We start from the raw sequence: 16,461 nt of genomic DNA, 5'->3' as shown, positions 1-16,461 counted from the left end.
TCGTTAAGTTAACTTTTTTAAATTTTATATTGCCCATTATGTTGCATTATCAAATCGAATTTGACGATTATCGTCAGCATTTAATTCACGTGACAGTTCGCTTTTTAGCAGACCCGACACAAGTCCTTTCTTTACCGACCTGGATTCCAGGTAGCTATCTGATTCGTGAATTTTCAAAGCATATTGAGTCAGTTCGTGCTTATGATGAAGATGGACGCATTTTAAAAATCCAGAAATTTGAAAAGAATAAATGGCGCCTATTTAATACCGATCATGAGCTGATTACGGTGGAATATGATGTCTATGCTTATGATTTATCTGTACGTGGCGCCTATGTCGATCAAACCCGACTTTATGTGAATCCGGCCTGTGCGTGCTTGGGACTAGAAGGGCAGGAAGATAAAGCGGTTGAGGTTGAAGTGTTCCTTCCGGATGAGCTGAAGCATTTTCAATTGGCTACCGGCTTAGCTTCTAAAAGTCTGGTTAAAGGGCGTTATACCTTAAAAGCTGAAAACTATGCCCAGTTGATTGATTCACCATTTGAGCTGGCAGAGCAAACGCGCTTTAGCTTTGAAGCCAATGGAATTGCGCATGAATTTGTGGTGTCTGGCAAACATGCCATGAACGCCGTGCGTATGCAGCAAGATATTGAAAAAATCTGTAGTACCGAAATTTCAATGTTCGGTTCGGCACCATTTAGCGACTATACCTTTATGACCATGGCGACCGGTAATAGTTATGGCGGTTTGGAGCATCCGAACAGTACCAGTCTGATTACCCCGCGTGATGACTTGCCTAAAGCTGATGAACCTGCTGAACCCTCTGCGGATTATCAGCGTTTTCTGGGTTTATGTAGTCATGAATATTTCCATTCCTGGCTGGTCAAATTTATTCGTCCTGAAAATTTCGTCAATTATGATTTAAACAAAGAAGGCTACACTTCATTATTATGGATTTTTGAAGGTTTCACTTCTTATTATGACGACCTGATTTTGCTGCGTAGCGGTATAATTTCTCAAGAATCCTATCTGAAATTATTAAAGACACAGATTGACCGCTATTTACAAAATCCGGGACGTGCGATTCAAAGTGTTGCGGATTCAAGTTTTGATGCCTGGGTGAAATTCTACCGCCAGGATGAAAACTCGAATAATGCCGGTACCAGCTACTACAACAAAGGTTGTTTAGTGGCGCTTTGCTTAGATTTAGGCTTGCGTTTACGCGGTTCAAGCCTGGATGCCTTAATGCGTAAATTGTATAAAAATGCGCAAAATGGTGTTCAAGTGCATGAGCGCACCATCTTTGAATTGTGTAATGAATTGACGGGTGATAACTGGCTTGAACAGATCAATCATTTGATCAATACCACAGATGAATTGCCGCTAGATCAGTTGCTTCCTGAGTTCGGTTTAAGTTTTAACGTTAAAAATGACAAGTCTTTGCCATTTGGTTTAAAGCTTGCCGATAAACCTGAAGGCGTGGTGATTCAACAAGCGCGTCGAGATGGAGCAGCTGTTCAGGCTGGCTTGTCTGCCAATGATGTGATTGTTGCAATTGATGGCTTGAAAGCGACCAGTAAACTGCTAGAAAAATATGCGAAGCAGGAAGGTAGTTATACCGTTCATGCTTTCCGCCGTGATGAATTGATGACTTTTGAAGTTCAGGCCGGTGGTTCTGAATTGAGTGAAGTCGAGCTGAAAGTTGAAGATCAGGCCAAAGCAGAGAAGTGGTTAAACGCTTAATTTGCAAGCTGTATAAAAACCATGTAAAACCGGTGCTTAGGCATCGGTTTTTTATGTTTAGTTCTTGGCAAATTTTTCGAAATTGAAGCTAAACCTTCGGTTCGAGTTAGTTTTGTTTCGTCAAAAGTAACCAAAACCATTGTCATCTGCTGAACTCGGCAAAGTAAATTACTAATTTAAGGGGTCGCAGAAACTTTAATGATCAAAGTCGTCCTGCCTCGAACAGCAGCAGATGACGTTTACGTGTATCAAAATTTTGTGAGAATTTTTAATAGATAATGAATAAGAAAAGTTTGAATTGGGGCGTCGGAATTACAGTAGTTTGGTTAGCTGTAATTGGCGTATTTTGGATTTTTGGAGGATTAACATCGTCATCATAGTTAAGTGAACAGGATGATTTTCTGGCAGGTTTGTCAGAAGGAAATGCGATTTAATTGACCCAATTGAGTTTGTTAAGTTCTATAAAAATGAACAACTATCATTAAATAGTTTCCTTTAAGCAGAGTGTTTTTTAGTCAATTCCCCCGATAGGTTGAATAACCATAAGGACTTAATAACAGCGGAATATGGTAATGTTCTAAGCTGCCATCAATTACAAATACTACAGGTACTTCCGGAAAGAAAGAACGCTGATTTTTTGCCTTAAACCAGTCGCCGGTTTTAAAGGTCACTTTATAAATGCCTTTCTGAAGATTGGTATCTTTGGGATATAAGTCCGTAATCCGGCCTTCACTATTGGTTTTCGCTTCATTAAGCTTGGTCCATTTATCACCTTGCTGTGCTTCCAAAACCACCGCTACATTTGACGCAGGTAAACCTGTATCCAGATTCAAGACATGAACACTTAAAGGATTTTGAGCAAAAATCACAGTCGAAAAACTGGCGATTGAAATGGAAAGAATGGATATTTTCATCATGCTGACTTCAATTCAAACTTTAAATCGGTCTACCTTATATAAGACACCTGTATTTTTGCATTAGCTATAAAAAAAGGGCGCATGGAGCACCCTTTTGTAAAAGAATATAATTAACCGCGACCACGCCCCCGACCGCGCGGCGCTTTGCTATTCGGACGCGTTGTACCATTGGTCTTACGACGTGGTTTCTCGCTTTCATCCATTTGCCAGATACGTTTAGTCCCGGATTTTTTAACTGAGCCATCTTTATTCTTACGAACCATTGGCTTGCCGCCTGTACCGCCCGGTTTTTTCACATAAGAACGTGAACGGTAAGGCTCTTCCGCAGGTACATCTTTAAAGTCCGGGTATAACAACGGTTCGATTTCTTTGGTTTCACCCGGTTGTAAACCCAACTGAACAAGATCAATTGAACCAATTTTAGTACGAATCAAACGTAAAGTTGGAAAGCCTACAGCAGCAGTCATACGACGAACTTGACGGTTACGGCCCTCACAGATTGAAATTTCAACCCAAGAGGTAGGCACAGACGCGCGGAAACGAACAGGTGGATCACGATCCCATAACCATTCAGGCTGTTGAACCTTAATGGCTTTGCCTGGAAGAGTGATGCCATCTTTAAGTTCAACACCTTTACGAAGCTGTTCAAGCGCTTCTTCAGTTACATCACCTTCAACCTGTACCAGATAAGTTTTAAACTTCTTATTGGCCGGGTTAGTGATGTACTGGTTTAAACCGCCGTGATCGGTTAAAAATACTAAACCTTCAGAGTCCATATCAAGACGACCCGCTAAACGCAAGGTTGAGTCGTCTACGAAGTCAGACATCGTCATGTGTGCTTCGTCTTTACGGAATTGGGAGAGGACGTCATAAGGTTTATTTAGAATGACAATTTTCACTGTAACCTACTAAAATATATAAAAGAATTCTGTTGGGGTTTTTGAGTTACCCGTTTAAACCCATTTTGGGAGTTGTTTGGATAAAAGTTGGTAAATAAAAGCCCACTATGTGTGGGCTATCATATCAGATTCTGTTTTGTGTTCTTCAACTTTATTCTTTAGGTATGATGAATGCCCAAATACATCTTTTTCTGAAAGTCGAACTGACTGCATAATATCGCCAGAGTTTTCCAAAGAATAAAATTTATCCTTTCTTATGACTATAACTATATGAACTCTTTCGCTCGAATTCTGCAATCAATTTCCATCACAATCCCTCCAATCTTCTATCTGTTGTAATACCACTTTCTACATCTGCAATCGCCTTATTAAACATACCGATGGGCTGGGCGTGATCTGAAAATAAAGTCATTGTAATGATCTAAAAACACATAAATGCCGTTCGAATGTAAATAGAAGTGCATATACCCGAAATACTTCCCATCTAGAGCTTTTTTAACTCTTTCCAAGACCCTAAGTTTCTGCGCCAACTCATAAGCATTAAAATACTGTGCTATTCCTTCTTTCTTGATGCCAAAATTACATCAAAACAGGTTTAAACGGTTCATTATAAAACTAGCTTTAGGTAATTCGGCAAGCTCATCCCAACCAAATTTATTAATAAAATCAGCGGCTGTCATGAAACCTCTTCCAAAAGCTTTCACCACACCTCTCGGCAATCCGCTTAAATAAGTGCTAAAAAAGAGATAAAGCTTATTCAATTCCAGGTATTCAGAATTGATGATTACAATAAGTTTGAAGATATTATTTCCTATAATCCATCCTTATTTGCTCAAAATTAATTGACTGTTTAAATGTGATATAGCCTATCTTTGTTCAAGTGATCGCAGTGCAAGTTCAAGCACTCGATTAATTAGGTAGCTCGCGAAATGGGGAGCTTTTTTATATTTGAAATTTCTTCTAAAAGTATTGATTTTAAGTTCAGCTTATCTATAAATTCTTAAAAATTTAAAAATGATTGTTTTTTATGCAAGTTATTAATAAATATTAACTTAATTTGAACACCTTTAAACCTAACGCTCATATTTCTTATACTTATAATTTTATTGGATGATGGTATCTTTTTGTTATTCCAAGAACTTTAAAACAAAAATAATATTATGTGAGTTGAAAAGCCTACTTAATTTACAGCAAATTAAGTAGGCTTTTTATTGACTGATGAAAAGCTAAAGATATGTCTAGATGATACAAACTTAAATATAAGAAAAATCGTGAAATAGCTCTGGTCGACCAAGGACTGTATTAAATTAAGATATACATTTTATGTGGGATAAAGTTTACTTTTTGGTATATTCCATCATTGCAAGTTACTAATAAAAACGTAAATTTATAAGTCTACATATAAATAATACTAATGATATGCAAAATAAAAGATTAATGATTTTGATTGGAGTTTTAGTTGCAGGATCTCTTTGTTTGATGGCCACAGTATATGTTCAAGCTAAAAGACATGAAAGAGAAAACATTCAACGAGTTATCAGTGAAGCAGAGGAAGCGTTAAGGATTCAATCTTATCAATACTAAATCGGGGGCGAAATATAGATTTTGATTAATTATTAAATTGAAATATCTAGTAATAATTTGTCATTGATTAAATATTAATCTTATATATAATATGTAATTAGAATCTATCGCTGTAGTTTCTATCTTTATTTCTTGCCTCCTTTCCAGGAGGTATTTTTTTGCATGAAACAAAAGAAAAAGTAGTGTTGGAAGTTCTGTTCTGTTTTGCGATCTGAATAGAAGACTAAGAACATTTAACTAACAAATTGATTACTTGTCAGCCAAATTGTTAATAAACAATAACTTAATAAAGACATCATTAAACACAACACTACTATTTCTTATACTTTTTAAGTGAATTGTTGGTGATATATTATAGTTATTCCAATAACTTAACAACAAGAAGAATATGTTGAGAACTGAAAATCCTATTTGATTTGGGAGAGTTAAATAGGATTTTTATTTTTCATTATATTTAAAACACTTAATAAACAGGAGAAAATTATGTTGCACTTTCTAATGTGTTTGTTTGGTCTTCATGGCGCAACCGAAATCGACTACACGGTAGATGATGAAGAAATAAAAGTGTGTCGAGATTGCCTGAAAGAGATTAAGTAAACCTGACTTGAGCAAACAAGTATCACTTGAAATGAACATGCCTATTTAGGAGAAAGGATCATTTTTAGTGTTCTTTATTTCTAAAAAGATGAGGATTGAAGCTAAAGCGAGTAATACTCCTAGTGCAAAAAAAATAAGGTCGGTTTTATAAAAGCCAACGATAAAGCTAAATGCGCTTGCCAATAAAAAACATACTAGAATGGCAGATAAAATACTGTATTTCATATTAATTATTATATTTATTGTTTTTGAGCTTATTAATATAACAAGATTTTTAGTTTTATGTTATTTGAAAAAGTGAATTTCTTCCGACGTCATCAGATAAGAAGATTACTTTTATTATTTCTAAAATTGATAGGCTTATCTTTTTAACAGACTAAAATTTAAAGATTACAATGAAATTTGGGTCTTTTAATTCGACTTTCATTTAGGTTTATACGTCTAAATGTTGATATCAGTAAAGATAATTAAGTGAATTTTGTCATTAAGTAATAGCTATTCTCAACATGCTTATAACTCGATATATTTAGATAGAGTTAAGAATAAGAAGTAACGCTAAGATGTCATACATAGAGATAGCCGAGCTAATTTATAAGAGAGTTTTGGATAAATATGGATTCTCTTCTGATAGCTCAAAAGATTTAAATTTACTGTTGATGGAACTTAAAAACATGATTGGCAAAACTCATTTCCAACTTAAACATGATTTTACAAATATTGATGATTTAAATGAGCAGCTAAAACTGAGTGATGGCAAGAGTGTAGACCTAATTCTTGCACCAAATAGATATCAGGATAAAGAATTCATACTTTGGTTAGCAGTTATCCTTCAAAATATAACGGATCACAATGCTCTTAATCAAAGAGATAAAAAAATTTATTTACCTATAAAATCACTGGGAAAAGACAATGGTGAAGCCATCTTGGCATATTTAAATTCTGAAGATTTTAATAGGGCAGAGTTTTAAGTTTTACTTATTAATAAGTTTCCATTAATTTTCACAGGTCGTATTCTCGTATATAGAACCCTTCGCATTCTAGAGGTTGAGGGATTTTTGTTTCTTATTGGGGTTAAATATGTGTCATAGATGCAAAAACGGAATTTAAAAGTAATTGAAAAATATAGATCAAAACAGAATTAGGTATTCATACTTATTCAGAATGACGATTTTCATAGGAAATGACTTCTATAACTATATAAAAATTAAGAAAGGTTAAGTTTTATTCAATGGGGAAATGTAGTTATTTTCAGTATAAATCTTAAACACAATGGAATTCGATTAAACTCTTATGTGATAAGAAAGGACGAAACAATTGCCTATTCGGCAATTATTTTTAGATATCGCTAGATAGAAAGGGAGAACCTATACAATGGGTTATCAGAAGATCGTTGTTCCTGTGGATGGTAGCAAAATTACCGTAAACGCAGATTTGTCACTCAATGTTCCAAACAATCCAATCATTCCTTTTATTGAGGGCGACGGTATTGGGGTGGATATTACACCAGCGATGAAAGCCGTTGTGGATGCTGCGGTTCAAAAAGCTTATGGTGGCAAACGTTCGATCGAATGGATGGAAGTCTACTGCGGCGAAAAAGCAGACAAAATTTATGGCACTTATATGCCGGAAGAAACTTGCGAAGCACTTCGGGAGTTTGTGGTTTCTATTAAAGGCCCATTAACCACTCCTGTAGGCGGTGGTATTCGTTCTCTAAACGTTGCATTACGCCAAGAATTAGATCTTTACGTATGTGTACGTCCCGTTCGCTGGTTTGAAGGCGTACCTTCTCCAGTTCAACATCCTGAACTGACAGACATGGTAATTTTCCGTGAAAATTCTGAAGATATCTATGCAGGGATTGAATGGAAAGCTGATTCGCCGGAAGCAAAAAAAATAATTAAATTCCTCAAAGAAGAGATGGGTGTAACTAAAATCCGTTTCGAAGAGAACTGCGGAATTGGGATTAAACCGGTCTCTAAAGAAGGTACACAGCGTTTGGTTCGTAAAGCCATTCAATTCGCAATCGACAATAACAAGCCAAGCGTGACCCTGGTTCACAAAGGCAACATCATGAAGTACACCGAAGGTGCATTCAAAGAATGGGGTTATGAAGTTGCGCTTGAGCGTTTTGGCGGCGAACTACTGGATGGTGGCCCTTGGGTTAAAATCAAAAACCCGAAAACCGGTAAAGACATCATTATTAAAGATGTCATTGCAGATGCGTTCCTGCAACAAATCCTGATGCGTCCATCGGATTACTCAGTGATTGCCACGCTGAACTTAAACGGTGACTATATTTCTGATGCACTTGCAGCAGAAGTAGGGGGGATCGGTATTGCGCCTGGTGCCAACATTGGTGGAGCAATTCAAATGTACGAAGCGACTCACGGTACTGCTCCTAAATATGCGGGTCAGGACAAGGTCAACCCGGGTTCAATCATCCTGTCTGCGGAAATGATGCTGCGTGATATGGGCTGGGATGAAGCAGCTAACTTGATCATTAAAGGTATTTCCGGTGCCATTGCGAATAAAACAGTGACATATGACTTTGAACGTTTAATGCCTGATGCGACTTTGTTGCGTTGTTCTGAATTTGGTCAGGCCGTGATTAACAATATGGAATAAGTTTAAGGCTCATACCTTAGGCGAGAAAAACCCGTACGAGTTGCGGGTTTTTTTATATTTACAGAAATCATATTTCATTCAAAATAATTAAAAACTTAAGATGAAATCGCTCACATCACTTTAATTCTTGAAATGAATGTATCCACATCGAAAAATGTTTAAACAGACTTTTTGTTCAGGTTTAATACTTGCATTAATACTGCTTTCAGGTTGTCAGCCGCCAGCTTCAGGTGAAGCAGCAGGCATGCGTTATCCCATTTTATATATGCAATTACAAAAAACGGACTTGCCTGCCCAGCTTGCAATGCCGGTGGAAAACTTTAAAGCTCGACAAATACAAGACACCTGGGGTGCAGCACGAAGTGAAGGACGAACCCATGAAGGAATTGATATTTTTGCCAAGCGAGGAACACCGGTATTAAGCACCACCCAAGGCATCGTAGCTCAGGTCGGAACCAATAATTTAGGCGGCAAAGTGGTCTGGATTACTGGTCCAGATTTAAGCCGGCATTATTATGCCCATCTGGATAATTACGCTGACCAGATTCAAGCCGGGGATTGGGTAGAAGCAGGTGAGGTGATTGGTTATGTCGGTAATACAGGCAATGCTAAAAATACCCCGCCACACTTGCATTATGGAATCTATTTAAATGGACAGGGATCTGTAAACCCTTATCCATATTTAGCCCCATCTTCATAAAAAAATTTAAAATTCAGAGTGTTTGTTGGGTTCGCTTGCAGTGCTTTGAGCGGGTATGCCATGCCAGTTGCAGCGTTCCGAGTAACAAGATAAAAGAAGCTAATAAAAACTGCTGGTGATAGGTTACGCTAAAATGTTGCAGGGTACTAAAACTTAAACCGCCAATCAGTTGAACTGAGGCAAAACTCAGCGTCGCAATGCTCCACAACTTTTTATATGCCACGCCATAGAGTTGTAGAATCGTATAAGAAGTCAAAAACACCACTGCCGGATTGAGCATGCCTGTAAAAAAAGACGAGGCAAAGGTCAAGAGAGGGTTGATACTTAAAGTTGCAATAAAAATGGCCATAATATACAGACTGTAAAGAATTTTCAGGCTAGTAAAATTTCCAAATTTTCTCGCTAGTGCGTAAGCGGTAAAAGCTCCTAAAGCGCTGCCTAAGCCATAAAGAATCCAGTTAAAGTTGATCCAGAACAAACTTAGTCCTAATTCGTGACTGAGATAATCGATCCAGAACAAGGAATGGGGAATATAGGCAAAAGCGCTGCTTGCATAGGCAATCAGTAAACTATAGAACAGGGTATTTAATCGGACTTCTGTTGAACTCTGATTGGCTTGGGTGAACAATTGATGTTTAAACTGTTGCAGTAAAGAACTCAAGCCAATACAAATGATCAGTGCAAAGCTGCATAGAATCAGCCATGCCGTTTGAGTTGAAATTTGGTCCAGATAAGGCAAGAAAAGCGTTGCCAACAGAACTCCAATGCCAATGCCGCTAAAACCAATAAAATTGATTTTAAAACGGTCCTGAAGATCACAGCACTGCGCCACCACGCTAGGTGACAGAATCATCAGCAGACCACCGCTTACCCCAGAAACCACACGCCAAAAGATGTACCAGACTTTGGCAAAATCTGAAAAGGCGCAACAGAGTAAACTGAACATACCGGTAATCGCTGCAATCTGAATGTATCGCGTCATGATTTTAGTTTGAGGCAATCGCATAGCCCAAAATGCACCGATTAAATAACCCAGCAAATTCGCACTGCCTAAAAGACTGGCAAAACCTGTTGTCCAGTCAAAGGCTTCACGTGTGCTGGGTAACAATGCGGTATAAGAAAAACGTAAAATACCAATTCCTAAACACATGCTTAAGCACAGAAAAATACTGAGTTTGATATTTTTTGAGGACATCCATGTACTCACAATAGGTATAAAAGGTGAGTTCAATAAATAACATGAGTAAATCAGATTGAATAGCTGAGCAAATAATAAATAACTATAAAAACAGCGGCATTTGAATCATGAAGTAATATCTAAGAAGAATCTTATAAAATTGGGTCACATAAACCCTTTAGTTTGAAAATTGAATTTTTTGCATAAAGGCATACAATGCCGCTACTTTATTGTACTTTTTTAAATTATGAATCTCTCCTATCGCGCTGATATAGATGGCTTAAGGGCCATTGCTGTTTTATTGGTGATTTTTAATCACATCGGAATAGCTTTATTTTCCGGTGGATATATTGGTGTTGATGTCTTTTTTGTGATTTCAGGTTATTTAATTACCCTTATTTTAACCCAGGATATCCAGTCCAAAAGATTTTCCATTGCACGCTTTTACAAGAAGCGTGTGGTGCGTTTAGCACCTGCCTATTTTACGGTACTCAGTGTGGTCAGTGTGATAGCTTGGCAGGTGATGCTTCCTGGTGAATTGACCCAATATTTTGATAGTGTCATGTATGCAACCCTGCTGATGGCGAATATCTATATGCGCAATAAGGTGGGAGATTATTTTAGCCAAAGTGCTGAAGGTATCCCTTTATTGCATCTCTGGTCGCTAGGGGTAGAGGAACAGTTCTATATTTTCTGGCCTTTATTGTTATTGCTGTTTGTAGGAAAAGTTTCCCGTAAACAAACCTTAGCTATAGTGACCGCGTTAATCATTAGCTTAGTATTTTATGCTCAGCACAAGTTGACTCAAAATGCAGAAAAGGCTTATTACAGCATGCCGGTACGTGCTTTTGAGTTGCTGATTGGTGCATTAATTTGTTTTTTACCGCAGTTAAACTTGCCAAAAAAAATTCGGCAAAGTCTGGTTTGGGTCGCTTTAATCGCATTATTTACAGCGGCCATTTACTTCGATAAGCAAACTCCATTTCCAGGCTTAATGGCGCTTATTCCATGTTTGGCGACAGCATTCATTATTTATCTTGGGCAAGGTACCTCATCCAATAATCTATTACTGAGCAATCGCTTGAGTACTTGGATTGGAAAAATTTCTTATCCTTTATATTTATGGCATTGGCCCATTATCGTGTTATTCGGCATCTATATGCGGCCATTAAATGCTGAAAATCAGGTGGTGATTGTACTGCTGTCCATGATGTTGGCATTTTTAACTTATCAGCTTATTGAAAGGCCAACCAAACGTTTTGTGATGGCAGCGAATTACAAAGTGATTCTCATTGGTTTTCTGCTGCCAGCCATAAGTTTTATCGCCATTGCACAGCTCATCAATATCAAGCAGGGTTTTCCAGACCGGTTTCCTCAGTCTGTTCATAACAAGCAAGCAGCACTTAATTCATTTGCGCATGTGATCCGATATAAATGTATGGATACTGAGGATCCTAAAGCTTTACCCGATCCGAATGAGTGTGTGCTGGGCCAACCGAAAGCCAGCATCGACTTTTTATTGATTGGCGATTCTCATGCAAACGGTTATAGCGCCATGCTGGATGAATGGGCGAAAGATGCGCATTTACGCGGCTATGACGTCACGCAAAGTTCAACTTTCTATTTACCCGGGGTGCAGCGTTCAGAGGTCAATTTCAAGGGATGGAAAAAACTCGACAAGTTTGCATTCAGAAATAAGGCCATTACAGATCATCTTGCTAAAACACATTACCGAACCATTATCTTGGCGGGTTCCTATGTGCCGTATTTTAGTGATGAAGTGAAACTTGAAGATGGTGTGCATCATTCCAATGCAGCAATCTTTAAAAGTGGTTTTATGAAGGCTCTGGAAATAGCCTATCAATCCAGTGAGCAGGTGATTCTGCTGAATGATGTACCTCGTCTAGACCAAGACGGAGTGCCGGCAGATTGTAATCTTCGCAACGAAATTTTAAATACCCATGCCCAATGTACTGTGTCCAGAAAAAATTATGAGGCACAGCTTAAACAATTCAATCGAATTGTTGCCGAAGCGAAACTGAAATACCCTAACCTGAAAATCATTGATCCGACCAAGGTGATGTGTAATCAGCAGGAATGTAAAATTATGATTAATCATGTGCCTTTATATCGGGATAAAGACACCAATCACATTAATGATCAGGGTTCACGGCAATTGGGTATTGAATATTTAAAGCAATATGGCAATCCACTCAAAGACTAGCAATAAATTCTAATCATAAAAAAACCGCGCTATATAGCGCGGTTTTTTTAGCATTTTAGATTAACGCATTTTTGCCAGGAAACGGCCTAAACGGGTAATCGCTTCACGCAGTTCATTTTCGGCAGGTAAAAACACCACACGGAAATGATCCGGAGTTGGCCAGTTGAAACCGGTGCCTTGTACCAGTAGCACTTTTTCAGCACGTAATAAATCGAGCATGAATTTTTCATCATCCTGAATTGGATAAACTTCCGGATCCAGTTTAGGGAAACAATACATGGCACCTTCAGGTTTCACACAAGATACACCCGGAATGTCATTCAGCATTTCCCAGGCAATGTTGCGCTGCTCATATAAACGGCCACCCGGACGGATCAAATCATTAATTGACTGATAACCGCCTAAAGCCGTTTGAATGGCATATTGGGCTTGATGGTTGGCACAGAGACGCATAGAAGCCAGCATGTCTAAGCCTTCAATGTAATCCATGGCACGTGATTTATCACCGGTAATCGCCATCCAGCCTGAACGGAAACCCGCAATACGATAAGCTTTAGACAAACCATTAAATGAAATACACAACTGGTCACCAGCAAGTGCAGCAACAGAAACATGCTCAATGCCATCGTAAACAATTTTGTCGTAAATTTCGTCAGCAAATAAAATCAGATCATATTTCTTCGCTAAGGCAACTATTTGTTCCAGTACATGACGAGGATAAACCGAACCTGTTGGGTTATTCGGATTGATAATCACGATACCACGGGTATTGGGCGTGATTTTACTTTCCATATCGGCAATGTCTGGATACCAGAAGTTTTCGTCGTCACATTTATAGTGAATGGCGGTACCGCCAGAGAGGTTTACCGCAGCGGTCCATAATGGATAGTCTGGCATTGGAACCAGCATTTCATCGCCATCATCCAGCAAGCCTTGCATGGCCATGACAATCAGTTCAGACACGCCATTACCGATATACACGTCATTTACGTGCATGTTGAGAATGCCTTTTTGCTGGTAATACTGGCAAATGGCTTTACGTGCTGGGAAAATCCCTTTTGAATCGGTATAACCTACCGCATTGGGCAGATTTAAAGCGACATCATTAATAATTTCTTGCGGCGCTTCGAAACCAAATGGGGCGGGGTTACCAATATTTAGCTTAATAATTTTGTGACCGGCTTCTTCCATTTCATTGGCCGCTCGTAACACAGGCCCGCGAATGTCGTAGCATACATGCTCGAGCTTAGACGATTTCTTAATTTCGCGAGGGGTTTGGAAAGTGTTCGGCATTTTGATGTTCTCGGAAGGAGTGGAGGTCACTTTTGCATAACGATATAAATAACTTTTAAATGTCTCAGTTGTTACTAAATCAAGATTATGTTCATCCCGAAGTAAAGCAACAATTTTTTCGTGCGTAAATCCTGCCTGTTGATACTGTTTAATCACAGGAAGCAAATTTTTAAAAATAACGCTCTTTTTTTGCGACATTTTTTAATCCTAAGCAAGCTTATGACAAAGAGTAACACTAAATTTGCTCACGAAAAAGCATTTCTCGAAGAAATTGCTCACTCTATTTTTAAAAAAATTGCTTACTTTTTGCTTTTTGAGGGAATTATAGGTCTTTTGTAAAATGTTAACTAAAGACTAGAAATTTAAATATGAATAACGTAAATATAGGATTATTTTATTTTAAATAGCAAGAAAGAAGGTACTTAGCCATGGGAAAACTCAATAAATCGGACCGAGAATGGCAAAGAGAGTTATCACCTGAAGAGTTCCGTATTACACGTCAAAAGGGAACAGAACCTGCATTTACAGGTAAATACTGGAACACAAAACAAGATGGTACTTATGTCTGCCGTTGTTGTGGTGAGCCGTTGTTTAGCTCGGAAACAAAATACGACAGTGGCTGTGGTTGGCCAAGTTTCTATAAAGCCTTAAATAATTCTGCAATTGAAGAACATGCCGATACGACACATGGTATGGTCAGAACCGAAATTGTTTGCCATCATTGTGGCGCACATTTAGGCCATGTTTTTGAAGATGGTCCACAACCTACAGGATTGCGCTATTGCGTAAATTCAGCTTCTTTAGAATTAAAAACACAAGAAAAAAATGATGAGGAAACATATCCATGACCAGCATTTATCAGTTTGAGGCTGAGTTGTTAGATGGAAAAAATAAATCATTTACCGATTATGAAGGTAAGGTTTTATTAATCGTAAATACTGCCAGTAAATGCGGTTTTACGCCCCAGTTCGCAGGTCTTGAAAAGTTGTATGAAAAGTACAAGGATCAAGGTCTGGAAGTCTTGGGTTTTCCCTGTAACCAGTTTGGCGGACAAGATCCGGGTTCCAATGAGCAGATTGGTGCATTCTGCCAGAAAAATTATGGCGTGAATTTCCCCATGTTTGCCAAAGTGGATGTTAAAGGACCTGAGGCGCACATCATCTTTCGCTATTTAACCAATAATAGTAAAGGGGTATTGGGGAATGGCATTAAATGGAATTTCACTAAATTTTTAATTAATAAAAAAGGTCAAGTGATTAACCGCTATGCGCCAACGACGAAACCAGAAGATCTGGAAGCGGATATTGAAGCGGCTTTAGCCCAGTAATTTTTATCATAAAAGCAGATATAGGGCGATTCATGAATCGCCCTTCATCATTTAATAGACGGGAAAATTTATTTTACTTGCATCACGAGATGAAAATAGCCCAGGTTGTTTAATCCATAGCTACAATTAAATAATCCACTGTAGAAACAGTGGATTATTTTTGGTTTGATTGCTATTTCAAAGCTTAAAGAATGGCTTTAAGGCGCTGAATCACTTGTTCACATTGTGCGATATCTGCGACCAATGCCATACGGACATGGTTTTCACCCGGATTACCTTGTTCAGTATCACGAGACAAGTAACGGCCCGGTAGAACTTTAATATGGGCTTTTTCCATCAGCATTTTGGCAAAGTTTTCATCATTGTCGACTTTTAACCAGTAATAAAAACCAGCATCGGGTTTTTTCAGTGGCAATAACTGACCCAATTCATTTTGAAATAATTCAAACTTGGCGCGATAAAGTTTACGGTTTTCTTCCACATGTGCTTCATCATCCCACGCGGCAATAGAAGCCAGCTGATGTTGAACCGGCATGGCTGCACCGTGATAGGTACGGTATTGCAAATAAGGTTTAAGCAGTGCGGCATTACCAGCAACAAAACCTGAACGCATGCCCGGCAAGTTTGAACGCTTGGAAAGGGAATGGAACACCACACAGTTTTTGTAATCATCACGGCCAATTTCAGCACAAACCTCCAGTAAACCTACCGGTGCTTGATCAAACCAGAGTTCTGAATAGCATTCGTCCGATGCAATCACAAAGTCATATTGATCTGAAAGTCCAATCAGTTTTTTAAATTGCTCTTTAGACAATACTGCACCGGTCGGGTTACCCGGTGTGCAAACAAACAACAAAGCCGTTTTTTCCCAGACTTCCGCAGGAACCGCATCAAAATCACCGAGGTAATTGTTTTCTTCTGTGCAGTTAATGAAGTACGGTTTTGCCCCGGCAAGTAAAGTTGCCCCTTCATAAATTTGATAGAAAGGGTTTGGCATCACCACATAAGGTGCATCTTCACGGTTGACTAGAGCCTGAACAAAAGAAAAGATCGCTTCGCGAGTACCGGATACAGGCAAAATATGATCTTCCGCGCTAATGCTGTTCAGCTTGAAGCGGCGTGTTAACCAGTTGGCAATGCTTTGACGTAGCTCAGGCAGACCTTTACTGTTTGGGTAAGTCGATAAATGCTTGAAGTTGTCAATAATGGCCTGTTTCACAAACTCGGGTGCCGGATGTTTTGGTTCACCAATCGATAAAGGAATGAGGGGTAAATCTGCAGGTTGAATCCCCTGAAAAAGTTTATTTAACTTTTCAAAAGGATAAGGATGCAATAATGACAAACTAGAGTTCATGAAATCGATACCGCGTAAATTT

Annotated in this window: 12 protein-coding genes; 7 read left to right on the top strand and 5 right to left on the bottom strand. The window is 38.5% G+C overall.

Annotated elements, in window-relative coordinates; translation table 11 throughout:
• The first annotated feature begins 38 nt into the window (after positions 1-38).
• Positions 39-1,742, top strand: a complete 1,704-nt coding sequence (locus B4C48_RS09775; RefSeq protein ID WP_291355986.1) for a M61 family metallopeptidase — start codon at positions 39-41, stop codon at positions 1,740-1,742.
• A 515-nt stretch (positions 1,743-2,257) separates the two neighbouring features.
• Here B4C48_RS09775 and uraH read toward each other — a convergent pair.
• Positions 2,258-2,659, bottom strand: coding sequence for a hydroxyisourate hydrolase (gene uraH, locus B4C48_RS09770; RefSeq protein WP_409514834.1), 402 nt, complete (start codon positions 2,657-2,659; stop codon positions 2,258-2,260).
• A 110-nt stretch (positions 2,660-2,769) separates the two neighbouring features.
• The gene (locus B4C48_RS09765) at positions 2,770-3,558 is read right to left on the bottom strand and encodes a pseudouridine synthase (protein ID WP_291355984.1); all 789 of its coding nucleotides are present in this window, start codon (positions 3,556-3,558) and stop codon (positions 2,770-2,772) included.
• A 2,741-nt stretch (positions 3,559-6,299) separates the two neighbouring features.
• On the opposite strand from B4C48_RS09765, the gene B4C48_RS09760 reads away from it, so the two are divergent.
• From B4C48_RS09760 to B4C48_RS09750, 3 genes are all read left to right on the top strand, one after another.
• A complete protein-coding gene (locus tag B4C48_RS09760; RefSeq protein ID WP_291355982.1) occupies positions 6,300-6,707 on the top strand; it encodes a hypothetical protein in 408 nt (135 codons plus the stop codon).
• A gap of 403 nt (positions 6,708-7,110) precedes the next feature.
• Positions 7,111-8,364, top strand: coding sequence for an NADP-dependent isocitrate dehydrogenase (gene icd / locus B4C48_RS09755; protein WP_291355980.1), 1,254 nt, complete (start codon positions 7,111-7,113; stop codon positions 8,362-8,364).
• 154 nt (positions 8,365-8,518) lie between these two features.
• Entirely contained in the window at positions 8,519-9,064 is a 546-nt protein-coding gene (locus tag B4C48_RS09750) for a M23 family metallopeptidase (RefSeq protein ID WP_291355978.1), read from the top strand.
• A gap of 13 nt (positions 9,065-9,077) precedes the next feature.
• Here the strand turns inward: B4C48_RS09750 and B4C48_RS09745 are convergent, their stop codons facing one another.
• On the bottom strand, positions 9,078-10,259 hold the full coding sequence (locus B4C48_RS09745; protein WP_291355976.1) for a YbfB/YjiJ family MFS transporter: 1,182 nt from the start codon (positions 10,257-10,259) through the stop codon (positions 9,078-9,080).
• Between the two features lie 229 nt (positions 10,260-10,488).
• Here B4C48_RS09745 and B4C48_RS09740 point away from each other — a divergent pair, with 229 nt between their 5' ends.
• Positions 10,489-12,465 carry an acyltransferase family protein gene (locus tag B4C48_RS09740; protein WP_291355974.1) on the top strand — a complete coding sequence of 659 codons (1,977 nt, stop codon included), beginning with the start codon at positions 10,489-10,491 and terminating at the stop codon, positions 12,463-12,465.
• A 60-nt stretch (positions 12,466-12,525) separates the two neighbouring features.
• On the opposite strand, the gene B4C48_RS09735 is transcribed toward B4C48_RS09740, so the two are convergent.
• On the bottom strand, positions 12,526-13,956 hold the full coding sequence (locus tag B4C48_RS09735; RefSeq protein ID WP_291355972.1) for a pyridoxal phosphate-dependent aminotransferase: 1,431 nt from the start codon (positions 13,954-13,956) through the stop codon (positions 12,526-12,528).
• 230 nt (positions 13,957-14,186) lie between these two features.
• On the opposite strand from B4C48_RS09735, the gene msrB reads away from it, so the two are divergent.
• Both msrB and B4C48_RS09725 read left to right on the top strand, forming a co-directional pair.
• Positions 14,187-14,606: a peptide-methionine (R)-S-oxide reductase MsrB gene (msrB, locus tag B4C48_RS09730; RefSeq protein ID WP_291355970.1), complete on the top strand. Its 420-nt coding sequence runs from the start codon at positions 14,187-14,189 to the stop codon at positions 14,604-14,606.
• The gene (locus B4C48_RS09725; protein ID WP_291355968.1) at positions 14,603-15,085 is read left to right on the top strand and encodes a glutathione peroxidase; all 483 of its coding nucleotides are present in this window, start codon (positions 14,603-14,605) and stop codon (positions 15,083-15,085) included. Before msrB ends, B4C48_RS09725 begins: the two co-directional genes overlap by 4 nt.
• A gap of 184 nt (positions 15,086-15,269) precedes the next feature.
• Here the strand turns inward: B4C48_RS09725 and dapC are convergent, their stop codons facing one another.
• A complete protein-coding gene (gene dapC / locus B4C48_RS09720) occupies positions 15,270-16,439 on the bottom strand; it encodes a succinyldiaminopimelate transaminase (protein ID WP_291355966.1) in 1,170 nt (389 codons plus the stop codon).
• Between the last annotated feature and the right edge of the window lie 22 nt (positions 16,440-16,461).

The sequence above is a fragment of the Acinetobacter sp. UBA3106 genome (assembly GCA_002365595.1).
Classification (GTDB): Bacteria; Pseudomonadota; Gammaproteobacteria; order Pseudomonadales; family Moraxellaceae; genus Acinetobacter.
Note: the sequence above shows the minus strand (reverse complement) of the source record. Positions and strands in the feature narration are given on the sequence as shown.

Coding starts and splice junctions, on each gene's coding strand:
- msrB (WP_291355970.1), top strand. CDS start 14,187: ATGGGAAAACTCAATAAATCGGACCGAGAATGGCAAAGAGAGTTATCA.
- B4C48_RS09775 (WP_291355986.1), top strand. CDS start 39: ATGTTGCATTATCAAATCGAATTTGACGATTATCGTCAGCATTTAATT.
- icd (WP_291355980.1), top strand. CDS start 7,111: ATGGGTTATCAGAAGATCGTTGTTCCTGTGGATGGTAGCAAAATTACC.
- uraH (WP_409514834.1), bottom strand. CDS start 2,659: ATGATGAAAATATCCATTCTTTCCATTTCAATCGCCAGTTTTTCGACT.
- B4C48_RS09745 (WP_291355976.1), bottom strand. CDS start 10,259: ATGTCCTCAAAAAATATCAAACTCAGTATTTTTCTGTGCTTAAGCATG.
- B4C48_RS09760 (WP_291355982.1), top strand. CDS start 6,300: ATGTCATACATAGAGATAGCCGAGCTAATTTATAAGAGAGTTTTGGAT.
- B4C48_RS09740 (WP_291355974.1), top strand. CDS start 10,489: ATGAATCTCTCCTATCGCGCTGATATAGATGGCTTAAGGGCCATTGCT.
- B4C48_RS09750 (WP_291355978.1), top strand. CDS start 8,519: ATGTTTAAACAGACTTTTTGTTCAGGTTTAATACTTGCATTAATACTG.
- dapC (WP_291355966.1), bottom strand. CDS start 16,439: ATGAACTCTAGTTTGTCATTATTGCATCCTTATCCTTTTGAAAAGTTA.
- B4C48_RS09735 (WP_291355972.1), bottom strand. CDS start 13,956: ATGTCGCAAAAAAAGAGCGTTATTTTTAAAAATTTGCTTCCTGTGATT.
- B4C48_RS09725 (WP_291355968.1), top strand. CDS start 14,603: ATGACCAGCATTTATCAGTTTGAGGCTGAGTTGTTAGATGGAAAAAAT.